A 16,692-nucleotide genomic window follows, 5' to 3' on the forward strand; every position below is an offset into this window, starting at 1 on the left:
GTAGGATCGCCCGATGGCACGTCAACTGCGGGGGGCCGTCGCGTCGTCGCTGATCGCGATCACGATGTGCGCGTGCACCACCTCGGTCAGCGGCCGCGCTGTTCGGGCTCCCCAGCAATCCGCACCCGGTGGCCCGACGTCCGCCTCCCCGTCGCCGGCGGGGATTCCGGCACGCGATTTGCTGCTACAGGACGGCGAGACCACGCCGATGGGTGTGGCGAGCGCGGTACCGGTGGGCGACACCTACTTCACCAGCGTCCAGCCGCCCGAATGCGCCGCTGCGCTGCTGTTCAAGGGTTCGCCACTGCGCCCGCCCCGCTCCACGGACCACGCCGAATCGGAATACAAGTTCAGCGGTCCGGCGCTCTACGCCGAATCCGCCGACGTCTACGACACGAAGTTGAACTCCCACGAGGTCGTGTGGAAGGGCTTCGGCGCGGTGTCGAAGTGCCACGGCGAGGCCATCGGCCATTCGTCGCTCGGCGACTTCCGTCCGATGCGGCTCGCTTCGTTCGGCACGCCGTCGAGCGGCATCCTGGCGTGGACCATGACCCGGCCGGACTGGACCTGCGATTACGGACTGGTCGTGGTGCCACGCATTGCGCTGCTGCTGTCGGCCTGCGACTCCAAACCCGGATTCCCGATGGCCGAGTGGGCGGCGAAACGACGAGCGCAGCTAGACAGCCGACCTGCCTGACAGGGCGGTCAGTAGTTCTTGCAGCTGATCATCATCTGCCGGAAGATCGGGAACGCCTGGTCGGCTCCCGGGTTGTTCTGGATCGCCTTCAGCAGATTCACCCGCTGGTCCGGCGTCGATGCCATGAACTGCTGCAGGAATTGCTGGTTCGGCGGCGACTGGTCCAGGTACTGAGCGGCCATCGGGTTCTCCGCGTGCACCGCCCGCATCGCCTGGTCATACGTGCAGGTCGTGTTCACCATCGGGCCGATGTCGGGGGTGGCCGATGCGATCCCCGCCCCGGCGCTCAACGACATTGCCAGGCACCCAACCCCTACGGCCAGCCCGGCCAACGGTCGTTTGCTCATTTGTAAGCTCCCTCCAGCTGTTGCCACCCACTGTAGCGTCACAAGCTAACCGGTTGCTTAGCCCGAACCGGTCGCTCCCAAACCGGCGGGCACGTTCGCGGCGGGCGAAAAGCGGTCGATTTCCGCCACGCGATCCCGATCCGCCGCGGCCCGTTTAGCGGCTACTAGCCTGGATACGTGCCAGATCCCGCCACTTATCGTCCCGCTCCCGGATCCATTCCGGTCGAGCCGGGCGTCTACCGATTCCGGGACACGCACGGGCGGGTGATCTACGTCGGCAAGGCCAAAAGCCTGCGCAGCCGGTTGACGTCATACTTCGCCGACATTGCCAACCTGCACCCGCGCACCCGGCAGATGGTGACCACCGCGGCCAAGGTCGAGTGGACGGTGGTCAACACCGAAGTCGAGGCGTTGCAGCTGGAATACAACTGGATCAAGGAATTTGATCCACGTTTCAACGTTCGTTACCGCGACGACAAGTCCTACCCCGTGCTGGCCGTGACCCTCAACGAGGAATTTCCCCGGCTGATGGTCTACCGCGGCCCGCGCCGCAAGGGGGTTCGGTATTTCGGCCCGTACTCGCACGCTTGGGCGATTCGGGAGACGCTGGATCTGCTGACCCGGGTGTTCCCGGCGCGAACCTGTTCCGGCGGAGTATTCAAGCGGCACAAGCAGATCGACCGTCCCTGCCTGCTCGGCTACATCGACAAATGCTCGGCTCCCTGTATCGGCAGGGTGAGCGAGGAGCAACACCGCCGGATCGTCACCGACTTCTGCGACTTCCTGTCCGGCAAGACCGACCGGTTTGCCCGTGAGCTGGAACAGCAAATGCACGCGGCATCCGAGCAACTCGACTTCGAACGCGCGGCACGGCTTCGCGACGACATCGGTGCACTGAAGCGGGCGATGGAGAAGCAGGCCGTGGTGCTTGGTGACGGCACCGACGCCGACGTGGTGGCATTCGCCGACGACGAGCTCGAGGCGGCGGTGCAGGTGTTTCACGTCCGCGGCGGCAGGGTCCGCGGTCAGCGTGGTTGGATTGTTGAAAAGGCCGCTGACCCAGGCGATTCCGGCGAAGAGCAGTTGGTCGAGCAGTTCCTGACGCAGTTCTACGGCGACCAGGCGGAGCTGGACGGTGCGGCCGACGAATCCGTCAATCCCGTTCCGCGTGAGGTGCTGGTGCCGTGCCTGCCGTCCAACGCGGGGGAGTTGGCCAGCTGGTTGTCCGGGCTGCGTGGCTCGCGGGTCGTGCTGCGGGTACCGCGTCGCGGCGACAAGCGGGCTCTGGCCGAGACCGTGCAACGCAACGCGAAAGAAGCGCTGCAGCAACACAAGCTGAAGCGAGCCGGTGACTTCAACGCCAGATCCGCGGCGCTGCAGAACATTCAGGACGCACTGGGGCTGGCCGACGCGCCGCTGCGCATCGAGTGTGTCGACATCAGCCACGTCCAGGGCACCGACGTGGTGGGTTCGCTGGTGGTTTTCGAGGACGGCCTGCCGCGCAAGTCGGACTACCGGCACTTCGGAATCCGGGAAGCCGCCGGGCAGGGGCGCTCCGACGACGTCGCGTCCATCGCCGAGGTGACCCGGCGCCGCTTCCTGCGCCACCTCAGTGACCAAAGCGACCCGAATATGCTTTCCCCGGAAGGCAAATCACGCCGGTTCGCCTATCCGCCCAACCTGTATGTCGTCGATGGCGGGGCGCCGCAAGTCAACGCGGCCAGCGCCGTGCTCGAAGAGCTCGGAATCACCGATGTCGCCGTGATCGGGTTGGCCAAACGGCTGGAAGAGGTATGGGTGCCCTCGGAGCCGGATCCGGTGATCATGCCGCGCAACAGCGAGGGACTTTATTTGCTGCAGCGGGTGCGTGACGAGGCGCACCGGTTCGCGATCACCTACCATCGCAGCAAGAGATCCAAGCGAATGACCGCCTCAGCGCTGGATTCGGTGCCAGGATTGGGAGAACATCGCCGCAAGGCGCTGGTCACTCACTTCGGATCGATAGCCCGCCTCAAGGAGGCCACCGTCGACCAGATCACCGCCGTGCCGGGTATCGGCGTGGCAACGGCCACCGCCGTCCTCGAGGCGCTACGACCGGCCGAGCAAGCCGAACCAGCCGAGCAACCCGGAGCCTCGGCATGACGAGTCACGACAGCGAGCGGCGATCGGTGCGCGCGCAGCGGGGCGACGGCCACTCGGGTGACACCGCAGGGATCGACGTCGTTCTGGTCACCGGGTTGTCGGGCGCCGGGCGGGGTACCGCGGCCAAGGTGCTCGAGGACCTCGGCTGGTATGTCGCCGACAACCTGCCGCCCCAGCTGATCACCCGGATGGTGGATTTCGGGCTGGCGGCCGGCTCGCGGATCACCCAGCTCGCCGTCGTGATGGACGTGCGGTCGCGCGGATTCACCGGCGACCTCGACGAGGTCCGCAACGAATTGGCCACCCGCAACATCAATCCGCGGGTGGTGTTCATGGAAGCCTCCGACGACATGTTGGTGCGCCGCTACGAACAGAACCGCCGCAGCCACCCGCTGCAGGGGCAGCAGACGCTGGCCGAGGGCATCGCGGCCGAGCGCCGGATGCTGGCACAGGTTCGCGCCACCGCGGATCTGATCATCGACACGTCCACCCTGTCGGTACGGGGTCTGCGGGAAAGCATCGAGCGTGCCTTCGGCGGTGACGCGAGCACGTCGACGAGCGTCACCGTGGAGTCGTTCGGCTTCAAGTACGGCCTGCCGATGGACGCCGACATGGTGATGGATGTGCGGTTTCTGCCGAACCCGCACTGGGTCGACGAATTGCGGCCACACACCGGCCAGCACCCCGCCGTGCGCGACTATGTGTTGGGCCAACCGGGGGCGGCGGAGTTTCTCGACGCTTACCATCGACTGCTATCTCTGGTTGTCGACGGCTACCGCCGGGAGGGCAAGCGCTACATGACGGTCGCGATCGGCTGCACCGGCGGCAAACATCGCAGCGTTGCGATCGCGGAAGCATTGATGCAGTTGTTGAGGGCTGACGAGCAACTGTCGGTGCGGGTGCTGCACCGGGATCTGGGCCGCGAATGAGTCCACCACAGAGCGAGGGCATCGTCGCGCTGGGCGGTGGACACGGCTTGTATGCGACGTTGTCGGCGGCGCGCCGGCTGACGCCCTACGTCACCGCCGTGGTGACGGTCGCCGACGACGGCGGCTCGTCGGGCCGGCTGCGCAGCGAATTGGACGTGGTACCGCCGGGTGACCTGCGAATGGCGTTGGCGGCGTTGGCATCTGACAGTCCGTACGGGCGACTGTGGGCGACCATCCTGCAACACCGATTCGGTGGCAGTGGCGCCCTGGCCGGCCATCCGATCGGCAACCTGCTGCTGGCCGGCCTGACGGAGGTGCTGGCCGATCCGGTCGCGGCCCTCGACGAGCTGGGGCGCATCCTCGGCGTCAAGGGCCGCGTGCTGCCGATGTGCCCGATCGCGCTGCAGATCGAGGCGGACGTGTCCGGCCTGGAGGCCGACCCGCGGATGTTCCGGGTGATCCGCGGTCAGGTCGCGATCGCGACCACCCCGGGCAAGGTGCGCCGGGTGCGGCTGCTGCCGCCGGATCCCCCGGCGACCCGGCAGGCCGTGGACGCGATCATGGCCGCCGACTTGGTGGTGCTGGGACCCGGATCCTGGTTCACCAGCGTAATCCCGCACGTGCTGGTTCCCGGGCTGGTCGCGGCGCTGCGCGCCACCTCGGCCCGCCGCGCCCTGGTGCTGAACTTGGTGGCCGAACCGGGGGAGACGGCCGGCTTCTCAGTGGAGCGCCATCTGCACGTATTGGCCCAGCACGCCCCCGGGTTCACCGTCAACGACATCATCATCGACGCCGATCGGGTGCCCAGTGAGCGCGAACGCGAGCAACTGCGCCGTACCGCGACCCTGTTGAAGGCCGAGGTCCACTTCGCCGACGTGTCCCGACCTGGTACACCTTTACATGATCCGGGCAAGCTTGCGGCGGCCCTGGACGGGGTCCGAACGGGCCGCACGGGTCCGGCAGCGCCTTCGGCGAAGGCCACCGCGGAGATTCGGGTCGACGGTGAAAGTTCGGCGACGGGCGTGAACGGACCAGCTGGCAGCGGACCAAGGGGTGACGACGCGTGGCGATGACGACCGAAGTCAAGGACGAGTTGAGCCGCTTGGTAGTGAAGTCGGTCAGCGCGCGTCGAGCCGAGGTCACGTCCTTGCTGCGCTTTGCCGGTGGGTTGCACATCGTGGGTGGCCGGGTGGTCGTCGAGGCCGAGGTCGACCTGGGCAACATCGCCCGCCGGCTGCGCAAGGACATCTTCGACCTCTACGGCTACAACGCGGTCGTGCATGTGTTGTCGGCCAGCGGGATTCGCAAGAGCACCCGGTACGTCCTGCGGGTGGCCAACGACGGCGAGGCGCTGGCCCGCCAGACCGGGCTGCTCGACATGCGCGGACGTCCGGTGCGGGGACTGCCGGCCCAGGTGGTCGGCGGCAGCATCGGGGACGCCGAAGCCGCGTGGCGCGGCGCCTTTTTGGCGCACGGATCGCTGACCGAGCCCGGACGTTCGTCCGCGCTGGAGGTCAGCTGCCCGGGCCCGGAGGCGGCGCTGGCGTTGGTGGGCGCCGCGCGGCGGCTCGGCGTCAGCGCCAAGGCCCGCGAGGTGCGTGGCGCGGATCGGGTGGTGGTGCGTGACGGCGAAGCGATCGGCGCGCTGCTGACCCGGATGGGCGCCCAGGACACCCGGCTGGTGTGGGAGGAACGCCGGATGCGCCGCGAGGTCCGGGCGACCGCCAACCGGCTGGCCAACTTCGACGATGCCAACCTGCGCCGCTCGGCACGGGCCGCGGTCGCAGCGGCGGCCCGGGTGGAGCGGGCGCTGGAGATCCTCGGCGACACCGTTCCCGACCATCTCGCCTCGGCCGGCAAGCTGCGCGTGGAGCACCGGCAGGCCTCGCTGGAGGAGCTGGGCCGACTCGCCGACCCCCCGATGACCAAAGACGCTGTGGCGGGCCGCATTCGGCGATTGCTGTCAATGGCCGACCGCAAGGCGAAGGTCGAAGGCATCCCCGACACCGAGTCGGCCGTGACGCCTGACCTGTTGGAGGATGCTTAACTAGCCGCGACTGGGGCACCTCCCAGCCGCACAGCGGCGAGGGGGCTGCGGGGGAAACTGGGGGCACAGATGGGATTGTTGTCGATTGCTCGACTTGATTTGCCGGCGAGGACTACGGTCATCGCATGAAGCGGCTTTCGAGCGTTGATGCGGCATTTTGGTCTGCGGAAACTGCGGGCTGGCATATGCATGTCGGTGCCCTGGCGCTGTGCGATCCCAGCGGTGCACCGGAGTACAGCTTTCAGCGCCTCCGGGAATTGCTGATCGAGCGGCTGACCGAACTGCCGCAGTTGCGCTGGCGGGTCACCGGAGCGCCGCTCGGGCTGGACCGGCCGTGGTTCGTCGAAGACGAGGACCTCGACGTCGACTTCCATCTCCGCCGTATCGCGGTTCCGGCTCCCGGCGGTCGCCGCGAGCTGGAGGAACTGGTCGGCCGGCTGATGTCCTACAAGCTGGACCGGGCGCGGCCGCTGTGGGAGCTGTGGGTAATCGAGGGCGTCGAGGGCGGCCGGGTCGCGACGCTGACCAAGATGCACCACGCGATCGTCGACGGCGTCTCCGGCGCCGGGCTGGGTGAAATCCTGTTGGACGTCACGCCGGAACCCCGCCCGCCGCAACACGAGACGGTGGGGTCGCTGGTCGGCGCCAAGATTCCGGGAATCGAGCGGCGGGCGGTGGGCGCGCTGATCAACGTCGGCGTCAAAACGCCGTTCCGGATCGCGCGACTGGTGGAGCAGACGGTGCGCCAGCAGGTTGCCGCGCTGGGTCTGACCAGCAGGCCGCCGCGGTTCTTCGAGGCGCCCAAGACCCGGTTCAACGCACCCGTCTCGCCGCACCGGCGGGTCACCGGCGCCCGTGTCGAGCTGGCCCGTGCCAAGGCGGTCAAGGATGCCTACGGCGTCAAGCTCAACGACGTCGTGCTGGCGCTGGTGGCCGGCGCCGCCCGCGAATATCTACAGAAACGCGGTGAGCTGCCGGGCAAACCGCTGATCGCCCAGATCCCGGTCTCCACCCGCACCGACGCGGATAAGGACGACGTCGGCAACAAGATCAGCTCGATGACGGCATCGCTTGCCACCGACATCGATGATCCCGCCGAGCGGTTGCGGGCCATCCACGAAAGCACGCAGAGCGCCAAGGAAATGGCCGAGGCGCTGTCGGCGCATCAGATCATGGGGCTCACCGAGACGACCCCGCCCGGCCTGTTGCAGCTGGCCGCGCGCGCGTACACGGCCACCGGTCTGTCGCGAAACCTGGCTCCGCTCAACCTGGTCGTGTCGAATGTTCCCGGTCCACCGATGCCGCTGTACATGGCCGGTGCGAAGCTGCAATCGCTGGTGCCGCTCGGCCCGCCGGTGATGGACATCGCGCTCAACATCACCTGCTTCTCCTACACGGACTACCTGGACTTCGGTTTCGTGACGACGCCGGAGGTGGCCAACGACATCGACGACATGGCCGATGCGATCGAACCGGCGCTGACCGAACTCGAGAAAGCGATCGACCGGGGCTAGTCGCGGGGTAGGTAGGTGGTCGCGTACACCCAGGACAGGAACCGCGCCACGGCCTCGGCCGACTTGTGCGCTCGCGGGGAACCGAAGATGTCGAAAGCGTGCTGGGCGTTGGGTAATTCGGCGTAGGCGACGGGTGACTTCGACACCGCCCGTAGCTCCTCGACGAACTCGCGTGATTCGGCCACCGGGATGAGCGAGTCGTCGGTGCCGTGCAGCACGAAAAACGGTGGTGCGTCGGCCCGTACGTACCGGATCGGTGACGCATCGAAATAGATGTGCGAGTGGGTGCTGAGTTTGCGCTTGACCACCAATCTTTCCAGCACCTCGACGAACTCGGCGCGCCCGGGCTCCTCGGTGGAGTACCAGTCGTAACGTCCATAGAACGGCACCGCGGCTGCCACCGACGTGTCGGCATCCTCGAAGCCGGGCTGGAACTTGGGATCGTTCGGAGTCAGGGCCGCCAGCGCCGACAGGTGGCCGCCGGCCGAACCGCCGCTGATGGCAACGAAATTCGGGTCGCCACCATAGGCTGCGATGTTCTCCTTGACCCATGCCAATGCGCGCTTGACGTCGACGATATGGTCGGGCCACGTGTACCGGGGAGCGACGCGGTAGTTCATCGACACGCAGATCCAGCCGCGCGAAACCAGGTGACTCATCAAGGGATACGCCTGCGGGCGGCGCCACCCGATCATCCATGCGCCGCCGGGCACCTGCAGCAGCACCGGCGCCTTGCCGTCGCGCGGCAGGTCGCGGCGGCGCCAGACGTCGGCCAGGTTGGAGCGTCCGTGCGGGCCGTAGCGCACGATGTTCTCTTTCTCCACGAAGCGTCGTCGCGCCCCGGTGGTGCGCAGGGGCGGGTTGCGCCGCCCCCGGCGGGTGGGCTCGGCGGGCAATGCTTTGAGTTCTTCGGTGTAGTCGGGACCGAGCTGGTCGGTCAGGCTGGACTCCAGCACCGGGCCCGGCGTAGTGGCACCCCGGTAGCCGATCACTGCCAGGATCGCCCAGGACGCGGCCGTCAACGCCAGCGCCGCTTTGCCTTTCGGTCCGGCGAAGTCTCCCCGGCGGGCGCGCCGCGCGGCATCCAGCATGGAGGCGCCGGCGTACAGGCCGGGCACCTCCGAGGTCGGCCAGCCGAACCAGAACACCGCGATCGAGGCGTAGGGATTGCGGCTGACCGGATGGAACCCGTTGGCGGCGTTGAGCAGCTCGACGGCCGCGCGCAGCAGCGGCCTTTTCTTGAAGACGCGCATCAGCCCCCCGTCCGTGATTGCAGTTCGGTCCGCAGGATTTTGCCGGTGCTGCCGCGGGGCAGCTCGTCGAGAATCGAAATCTCACGTGGCACTTTGTAGTTGGCGAGGTTGTCGCGAACGTGTTGTTTGAGCGTCTCGGGCGTGGCGGCCGAGCCGGGGCTCAGCACAACGAACGCCGCCAGTCGCTGGCCGTACTGCTCATCGTCCACGCCGATCACCGCGGCCTCGGCCACTTCCGGGTGCGCGGCAAGGGTTTTCTCCACCTCGATCGGGTAAATGTTCTCGCCGCCGGACACGATCATCTCGTCGTCACGGCCGACAACGAACAGCCGCCCGGCCTCGTCGAGATAGCCGACGTCGCCCGACGACATGAAGCCGGCGTGGAAAGCTTTTCCTTTGCCGGTCGAGCCCTCCGTGTAGCCGTCGAACTGGGTGTCGTTGCGCACGTAGATGGTGCCGACCTCGCCGGTGGGCAGCTCATTGAATTCCGGGTCCAGGATCCGGATCTCGGTTCCGCCGGCCGGCTTGCCCGCGGTGTCGGGCGCGGCGCGCAGGTCCGCCGGTGTGGCCGTCGCGATCATGCCCGCCTCGGTCGCGTTGTAGTTGTTGTAGATCACGTCGCCGAACTGATCCATGAACGCGGTGACCACGTCGGGCCGCATGCGCGAACCCGATGCCGCTGCGAATCGTAAGGACTTGCCGCTGTAGCGGTTTCGGACCTCCTCGGGCAGTTCCATGATGCGGTCGAACATCACCGGGACAACGGCCAGGCCGGTCGCCTGATGGCGGTCGACAAGCTCCAGGGTGGCTTCCGGGTCGAACTTGCGCCGGGTGACGATCGTGCAGGCCATCGACGCGGCGAAGATCAGCTGCGAGAAACCCCACGCGTGGAACATCGGCGCCACGATCACGATCGTTTCCTCCGCACGCCACGGCGTGCGGTCCAGGATCGCCTTGAGTGTGCCGATGCCGGCCCCGCCGCCAGATTGCTTAGCGCCCTTAGGACTTCCGGTGGTACCGGAGGTCAGCAGGATCATCTTGCCCTTGCGGCCGGTGCGCTGCGGATGCTTGCCGAGATGTTCGGTGATCAGCTTTTCCACGGTCAGCTCGGGTTCGCCCTCGGTCCAGGCCACGATGCGGGTGGCGTCGGGCCGGTCGGCCAGCGCGCGGTCCACCGTCGCCGTGAACTCCTCGTCGTAGATGGCGGCGTCGACGCCCTCGCGGTTGACCACCTCGGCCATCGCCGGGCCGGCGAACGACGTGTTGAGCAGCACAACGTCGGAGCCGATCCGGTTGGCGGCCACCAACGCCTCGATGAAGCCGCGGTGATTGCGGCACATGATCCCGATCACCTGTGGCTGGCCCGACGGCAAGGCTTGCAGCGCGGCCGCCAGTGCGTTGATCCGCTCGTCGAGCTGCCGCCAGGTCAGCGTGCCGAGTTCGTCGATCACGGCGGGGCGGTCCGGGCAGCGCTGAGCGGCGCCGGCGAAACCGACCGTCATGCCCATGCCCTCGCGACGCATCGCCGCGGCCATCTTCAGGTAGCGGTCGGGCCGCATCGGCGCGATCATCCGGGCGCGTTGCAACGTCGCCAAGACGCCCAAGACGTCGCGAGCTTGGTTCAGGGGAGATGGCATGGCTCAGCCCAGAATCGGGAAACGGCGCTTGGCGGCGAGGTCGTTGAGGGCTTCCTGCATCACCGAGCGCACGTGCTCGTCGACCGCGTCGATGTCGGGGTCCTCGCCGAACTGCGCGGCGACGTCGATGGGTTCCAGCACCTGCGTGACGATCTTGGTGGGTAACGGCACGTTCGGCGGCACCACGGCGGAAAGGCCGAACGGGAAGCCGAACGAGACCGGCAGGATGGCGCTGCGCAGCAACCGCTTGATCCCCAGCCGCTCGGCCAGCCAGGTGCCGCGGGTCAGGTAGAGCTGGGTCTCCTGGCCCCCGATGGACACCGCGGGAACGATCGGCACGCCGGCTTCGATCGCGGTACGGACGTATCCCTTGCGGCCGTTGAAGTCGATGACGTTCTCCGACACGGTCGGCCGGTAGGCGTCGTAGTCACCGCCGGGAAAGACGACCACCACACCGCCGGACCGCAACGCCTGGGCGGCGTTCTCCCGATTGGCCCGGATGTAGCCGGTGCGCCGGAACAGCCCGCCCGTCACGCCCAGGAACAGGATGTCGTGACTCAGCGTGTAGACCGGCCGGTCGTACCCGAACTTCTCGTAGAAGTCGACGCTGAAGATCGGGACATCCATCGGGAACATGCCGCCGGAGTGGTTGCCGACCACCAGCGCCCCACCCGGCGGGAAAGACTCCAGGCCGTGCACCTCGGAGCGGAAATACCTCTTCAAGACCGGGCGCATCACGCTCATCAAGCGCTTGGTCAGGCCGGGGTCGAATTTTCCGATCTCGGGGTCGTGACTGTCGCTCGCGCCCACTTCGCTCACCGATGCCCCCTTTGGCGTCGCTCGAGAGTTCCCGCGTTGAGTCCCTAGATGGTAGCTAGGGCTTTGGATTGGATGGCCAACAGGCAAACACTCTTACCTTCGGACTCACGGTCGCGCACAGTGGTGGGTGCGGCACAACGGGACGGAAGGTGGCCGGCATGGTCGATGTCATTGCGGACCCGATGTCGGTGATCGCCCGGGAGATGGACCGTATTCGCGGGGACTTCATCGCCGAGGTCTTCGAAGAGATCAAGGCCGAGAATCGGGACCTCGACTACGACGCCGCCATGCTGGATCTGTGGCGGGCCAGCCTCACCGACAGTGTGGTCGCCGGTATCGAGTTCTTGGCCAAGGGTGCGACGGCCGACTGGTTGGAGGCCCCCGCGGCGTCGGTCGCCTACGTGCGGGCCGCCGCACGCCGTGACGTTCCGTTGTCGGTGCTGGTGCGAGCCCACCGCATCGTGCACTCGCGTTTCCTGGAGGCGGCGACACGGTTCGTGGCACTGGTAGAGCCGGCACGGCAGGTGCCGACGATCGTCGACCTGGTGTCTCGCTCGGCGAGCTTCGTCGACGCCGTGGCCGATCAGTTGACGGTCTCCTATGAGCTGGAGCGCGACGAATGCGGCGGCGACGGGGGCGGCCGGCCGTCGGCCGATCAGGCGCGCGACAACATCCCGGTCGCCGCGCAGGTGGCCGACAGCGTGTTGACGTATCCGTTGGACGGTGTGCACATCGCCGCGGCGCTGTGGGTCGACGAGCTCATGCCGCCCGCGGAGGTGGTGGCGTCGTTCGATCGGGTGCGACGCGCTGTCGCCGCCGCGGTGGGCGCGGTGAACGGCACATTGCTGGTGCCGACGCATGACCGCGAGGCCCGGTTGTGGTTTGCGCTCGACGGTTCTGGCAAACCGGAGATCGACCAGTACCGGGTGCGCACGGCTTTCGAGTCCGCGGGAGTGCGGGCCGGTCTGGCATTTGGCCGGGTGGAAGACGGGCAAAGCGGATTCCGGGCATCGCTGAAACAGGCGGAGCGGGTGAAGGCGGTCGCCTTTGCCGGCCGGAGCCGATCGGATGCCGGGGTGGTTTTCTACCGGGAGGTTGCGCCAATTGCGTTGATGGCAGGCGACTTGGACGAGCTGCGCTCCTTTGTCACCGATGTGCTCGGCGAGCTGGGCCAGGACGACGAGCGCACCGGATGGTTGCGCGAAACGTTGCGCGAATTTCTATCCAGAAACCGAAGCCACGTCGCCACTGCTGAGGTAATGCAGTTGCCCCCCAACATTATTCGGGAAGCCGTGACGCGGGCCATGCACCTGTGCGGGCACAGTTTCGACGATCCCGACGCGGTGTTGCGAGTGCAGATCGCGCTGGAGGCCTGCCGGTGGATGGCGCCGGCGCTATTGCACATGGCTCACGAATGTCCTTAGGAGCCACCAGCTCTGAGCCGTCGAGGTAGTCACCGCCTCCCAGCGGCTGACCTGGCGTTTATGCCTTGCTAGCAAAAGCGACCTAGTGTTCGTCGCCGAAGGATATGGCGCTGGCCGGATTCGGGGGGTTATGGTTACCGCGCTAAACAGTGAACAGCCGGTTGAGAGAAGAAGAGATGGACTTCGCTGGTTTGTCTGACGAGCGTGATGCACGCTCGGTCGCAGCGCACAGCTCGAGTGGCGCCCGTGACCGTCGCGGGCACCACTCTCGCGGCGGCGCAGTCCGTCCCGGCCCGGGGCATGTCCGGCAATCGGGGCCGCCGGTGACCGCCGGCCGGACTGTCGGTGCTTTGGATCGCGCAACGGTTGTGGCCGACACCGCGGATCAGCGCCAGGCCGACTACTTTCTGCGTCTGCTGACCCAGAACCGCCGGCTGATCAACCAACGGATCGAGGGCTACCACAAGGCGATTGCCGTCGCCGAAGCCAGAGGCGACGCCGAAAGCGCATGTGCCTTTCGGCGCACCGCGCGCATCGAGGAGCAGGAGCGCCAGGCGCTCGACGGCCTGATCGAGAACCTGCAGCGCCGATTTGTGGTCCAGCCCACAGCCGACCTGCCGCGGGGACCGCGGCTCGTGGTCCGCTAGGCCGCAATCACCGGCCTGAGGCGGCGCGTTTCAACTCGGCTTTTGGTCGGCTTTTGGTCGGCTTTTGGGCTTCGCGGGTTCGGGACTGTTACCAGTTCAGCAACCGTTGCCACTACTGATCTAGGCTGACGCCCAGGGGTTCAACACCAGACTTACCGAGGGAGACACCAGTGACGGTCCGAGTAGGTATCAACGGCTTCGGTCGAATCGGACGCAATTTCTACCGGGCGTTGCTTGCGCAGCAGGAGCAGGGCGGCGCCGATATCGAGGTGGTGGCGGTCAACGACCTCACCGATAACGCCACGCTCGCGCATCTGCTGAAATTCGACTCGATCCTGGGCCGGCTGCCCCACGATGTGACCCTGGAAGGCGAGGACACCATCGTGGTCGGCCCGGCCAAGATCAAGGCCCTCGAGGTACGCGAGGGTCCGGCCGCCCTGCCGTGGGGTGATTTGGGCGTCGATGTCGTCGTGGAGTCCACCGGCATTTTCACCAACGCGGCCAAGGCCAAGGGCCACCTGGACGCCGGCGCCAAGAAAGTGATCATCTCGGCCCCGGCGACCGATGAGGACATCACCATCGTGCTGGGCGTCAACGACGACAAGTACGACGGCAGCCAGAACATCATCTCCAACGCCTCGTGCACGACGAACTGCCTGGGTCCGGTCGCCAAGGTCCTGCACGACGAGTTCGGCATCGTCAAGGGCCTGATGACCACGATCCACGCCTACACCCAGGACCAGAACCTGCAGGACGGCCCGCACAAGGACCTGCGCCGCGCGCGTGCGGCTGCGCTGAACATCGTGCCGACCTCCACCGGGGCGGCCAAGGCCATCGGACTGGTCTTGCCTGAGCTCAAGGGCAAGCTCGACGGGTACGCACTGCGGGTGCCGATCCCCACCGGCTCGGTCACCGACCTGACCGCCGAGCTGGCCAAGGCGGCCAGTGCCGAGCAGATCAACGCCGCGATGAAGGCCGCCGCCGAGGGCCCGCTCAAGGGCATCCTGAAGTACTACGACGCGCCGATCGTGTCCAGCGACATCGTCACCGACCCGCACAGCTCGATCTTCGACTCGGGCTTGACCAAGGTGATCGACAATCAGGCCAAGATCGTGTCGTGGTACGACAACGAGTGGGGATACTCCAACCGACTCGTTGACCTGGTCGCACTGGTCGGCAAGTCGCTGTAAACCGTGAGCGTCCCAAACCTCGAAGACCTGCTGTCCGAGGGTGTTTCGGGTCGCGCCGTGCTGGTGCGCTCCGACCTCAATGTCCCGCTCAACGATGCCGGCGACATCACCGACCAGGGCCGGATCACCGCGTCGGTCCCGACGCTGAAGGCACTGCTGGATGGCGGTGCCAAGGTGGTGGTGACCGCGCATCTGGGACGCCCGAAGGACGGGCCCGATCCGAAGCTGTCGCTGGCGCCGGTCGCGGCGGCGCTCAGTGAGCAGCTGGGCCGGCACGTGCAGCTGGCGGGTGACGTCGTCGGAACCGATGCGCTGGCGCGTGCCGAGGGCCTGACCGACGGCGACATCCTGTTGCTGGAGAACATCCGCTTCGACCCGCGCGAGACCAGCAAGGATGACGGCGAGCGGCTGGCGTTGGCGAAGAAACTCGCCGAATTGGTCTGGCCGGGAGGGGCTTTCGTTTCGGACGGCTTCGGTGTGGTGCACCGCAAGCAGGCCTCGGTGTATGACATCGCCACCCTGCTGCCGCACTACGCCGGCAAGCTGGTGGCCGACGAGATCGCGGTGCTCGAACAGCTGACGAGCTCGACGCGGCGGCCCTACGCGGTGGTGCTCGGCGGGTCGAAGGTGTCGGACAAACTCGGCGTCATCGAGTCGCTCGCGACCAAGGCCGACAGCATCGTGATCGGCGGCGGAATGTGCTTCACTTTCCTTGCCGCACAAGGCTATTCGGTAGGAAAGTCGCTACTCGAAGAGGACATGGTCGAGACCTGCCGCAACCTGCTGGACACCTACGTCGACGTGCTGCGACTGCCCGGCGACATCGTGGTGACCGAGAAGTTCAGTGCCGATTCGCCACCACAGTTCGTCGCCGCCAATGCGATTCCGGACGATCTGATCGGCCTGGACATCGGTCCGGGGTCGGTGAAACGCTTTGGGGCGCTGCTGTCCAACGCTGAGACCGTGTTCTGGAACGGCCCGATGGGCGTCTTCGAATTCCCGGCTTATGCTGCCGGCACCCGGGGGGTGGCCGAGGCGATCGTCGCGGCGACCGGCAAGGGCGCCTTCAGCGTGGTGGGCGGTGGAGATTCCGCCGCGGCCGTGCGTGCCCTCGGCATCCCCGAGGACGCCTTCTCGCACATCTCGACCGGTGGTGGCGCGTCGCTGGAATACCTGGAGGGCAAGGAGTTGCCCGGCATCGAGGTGTTGGGGCGTCCCCAGCCAAGCGGAGGAGACTCGTGAGCCGTAAGCCGCTGATCGCCGGCAACTGGAAGATGAACCTCAATCACTTCGAGGCCATCGCGCTGGTGCAGAAGATCGCATTTGCGTTGCCGGACAAGTACTTCGACAAGGTCGACGTCACGGTGCTGCCGCCGTTCACCAACCTGCGCAGCGTGCAGACCCTGGTCGACGGTGACAAGCTGCGGCTGACCTATGGCGCCCAGGACTTGTCGCAGCACGACTCCGGCGCCTACACCGGCGACATCAGCGGCACCTTCCTGGCCAAGCTGGGTTGCACCTTCGTGGTCGTCGGCCATTCGGAGCGGCGCACCTACCACAACGAGGACGACGCGCTGGTGGCCGCCAAAGCCGCCGCCGCGCTCAGGAACGGCCTGACCCCGATCGTGTGCGTCGGCGAGCATCTCGATATCCGGGAGGCCGGCGAGCACGTGAGCCACTGCGAGAAGCAGGTGCGTGAGTCGCTGGCCGGCCTGTCGGCCGAGCAGATCGGTCAGGTCGTGATCGCCTACGAGCCGGTCTGGGCGATCGGCACCGGCCGGGTGGCCAGCGCCGGAGACGCTCAGGAGGTCTGCGCGGCGATCCGCCGGCAGCTGGGCGAACTGGCGACACCCAAGATCGCCGACACCGTGCGGGTGCTCTACGGCGGCTCGGTCAACGCCAAGAACGTCGGCGAGATCGTCGCGCAGGACGACGTCGACGGCGGGCTGGTCGGGGGAGCGTCGCTGGAGGGCGAGCAATTCGCGACCTTGGCGGCCATCGCCGCCGGTGGCCCGCTGCCCTGACGTCGTTGTGGCCGAGCCGGTC

15 protein-coding genes are annotated in these 16,692 nt (G+C 67.1%); 11 read left to right on the plus strand and 4 right to left on the minus strand.

Going from position 1 to position 16,692, the window contains the following annotated elements; genetic code table 11:
- The first annotated feature begins 13 nt into the window (after positions 1-13).
- Positions 14-697: a hypothetical protein gene (locus AC5Y5O_RS17085; protein ID WP_096286778.1), complete on the plus strand. Its 684-nt coding sequence runs from the start codon at positions 14-16 to the stop codon at positions 695-697.
- 8 nt (positions 698-705) lie between these two features.
- Here the strand turns inward: AC5Y5O_RS17085 and AC5Y5O_RS17090 are convergent, their stop codons facing one another.
- Positions 706-1,044, minus strand: coding sequence for a hemophore-related protein (locus tag AC5Y5O_RS17090; protein WP_096286780.1), 339 nt, complete (start codon positions 1,042-1,044; stop codon positions 706-708).
- A 177-nt stretch (positions 1,045-1,221) separates the two neighbouring features.
- Here AC5Y5O_RS17090 and uvrC point away from each other — a divergent pair, with 177 nt between their 5' ends.
- From uvrC to AC5Y5O_RS17115, 5 genes are all read left to right on the plus strand, one after another.
- Entirely contained in the window at positions 1,222-3,186 is a 1,965-nt protein-coding gene (uvrC, locus tag AC5Y5O_RS17095) for an excinuclease ABC subunit UvrC (RefSeq protein WP_096286782.1), read from the plus strand.
- The gene (rapZ, locus tag AC5Y5O_RS17100; RefSeq protein ID WP_500025979.1) at positions 3,183-4,115 is read left to right on the plus strand and encodes an RNase adapter RapZ; all 933 of its coding nucleotides are present in this window, start codon (positions 3,183-3,185) and stop codon (positions 4,113-4,115) included. The genes uvrC and rapZ overlap by 4 nt, the downstream gene beginning before the upstream one ends.
- Positions 4,112-5,188 carry a YvcK family protein gene (locus AC5Y5O_RS17105; RefSeq protein WP_096286784.1) on the plus strand — a complete coding sequence of 359 codons (1,077 nt, stop codon included), beginning with the start codon at positions 4,112-4,114 and terminating at the stop codon, positions 5,186-5,188. Before rapZ ends, AC5Y5O_RS17105 begins: the two co-directional genes overlap by 4 nt.
- Positions 5,185-6,162: a DNA-binding protein WhiA gene (whiA, locus tag AC5Y5O_RS17110; RefSeq protein ID WP_036472355.1), complete on the plus strand. Its 978-nt coding sequence runs from the start codon at positions 5,185-5,187 to the stop codon at positions 6,160-6,162. Before AC5Y5O_RS17105 ends, whiA begins: the two co-directional genes overlap by 4 nt.
- A gap of 125 nt (positions 6,163-6,287) precedes the next feature.
- Entirely contained in the window at positions 6,288-7,676 is a 1,389-nt protein-coding gene (locus AC5Y5O_RS17115) for a WS/DGAT/MGAT family O-acyltransferase (RefSeq protein ID WP_096286786.1), read from the plus strand.
- On the opposite strand, the gene AC5Y5O_RS17120 is transcribed toward AC5Y5O_RS17115, so the two are convergent.
- Genes AC5Y5O_RS17120 through AC5Y5O_RS17130 form a run of 3 tightly spaced genes read right to left on the minus strand, consistent with a single transcriptional unit; the run spans position 7,673 to position 11,310 of the window.
- The gene (locus tag AC5Y5O_RS17120) at positions 7,673-8,929 is read right to left on the minus strand and encodes an alpha/beta hydrolase (protein WP_096286788.1); all 1,257 of its coding nucleotides are present in this window, start codon (positions 8,927-8,929) and stop codon (positions 7,673-7,675) included. The two genes, AC5Y5O_RS17115 and AC5Y5O_RS17120, sit on opposite strands and share 4 nt — an antisense overlap.
- Positions 8,929-10,566, minus strand: coding sequence for an acyl-CoA ligase FadD12 (fadD12, locus tag AC5Y5O_RS17125; protein WP_500025991.1), 1,638 nt, complete (start codon positions 10,564-10,566; stop codon positions 8,929-8,931). Before fadD12 ends, AC5Y5O_RS17120 begins: the two co-directional genes overlap by 1 nt.
- Before the next feature lie 3 nt (positions 10,567-10,569).
- Positions 10,570-11,310: a lysophospholipid acyltransferase family protein gene (locus AC5Y5O_RS17130; RefSeq protein WP_500026153.1), complete on the minus strand. Its 741-nt coding sequence runs from the start codon at positions 11,308-11,310 to the stop codon at positions 10,570-10,572.
- A gap of 233 nt (positions 11,311-11,543) precedes the next feature.
- Here AC5Y5O_RS17130 and AC5Y5O_RS17135 point away from each other — a divergent pair, with 233 nt between their 5' ends.
- The 5 genes from AC5Y5O_RS17135 to tpiA all read left to right on the plus strand — a co-directional run bounded on the left by AC5Y5O_RS17135 (position 11,544) and on the right by tpiA (position 16,670).
- Positions 11,544-12,809: an RsbRD N-terminal domain-containing protein gene (locus tag AC5Y5O_RS17135; protein WP_500025995.1), complete on the plus strand. Its 1,266-nt coding sequence runs from the start codon at positions 11,544-11,546 to the stop codon at positions 12,807-12,809.
- Between the two features lie 368 nt (positions 12,810-13,177).
- A complete protein-coding gene (locus AC5Y5O_RS17140; RefSeq protein ID WP_243393862.1) occupies positions 13,178-13,456 on the plus strand; it encodes a hypothetical protein in 279 nt (92 codons plus the stop codon).
- Positions 13,457-13,626: 170 nt separating this feature from the next.
- Positions 13,627-14,646, plus strand: a complete 1,020-nt coding sequence (gene gap, locus AC5Y5O_RS17145) for a type I glyceraldehyde-3-phosphate dehydrogenase (protein ID WP_096286793.1) — start codon at positions 13,627-13,629, stop codon at positions 14,644-14,646.
- 3 nt (positions 14,647-14,649) lie between these two features.
- A complete protein-coding gene (locus AC5Y5O_RS17150) occupies positions 14,650-15,888 on the plus strand; it encodes a phosphoglycerate kinase (protein WP_096286795.1) in 1,239 nt (412 codons plus the stop codon).
- Complete coding sequence (gene tpiA, locus AC5Y5O_RS17155) at positions 15,885-16,670, plus strand: triose-phosphate isomerase (protein WP_096286797.1); 786 nt, start codon at positions 15,885-15,887, stop codon at positions 16,668-16,670. Before AC5Y5O_RS17150 ends, tpiA begins: the two co-directional genes overlap by 4 nt.
- Positions 16,671-16,692 lie beyond the last annotated feature (22 nt).

This window comes from Mycobacterium sp. NGS40 (assembly GCF_059812735.1).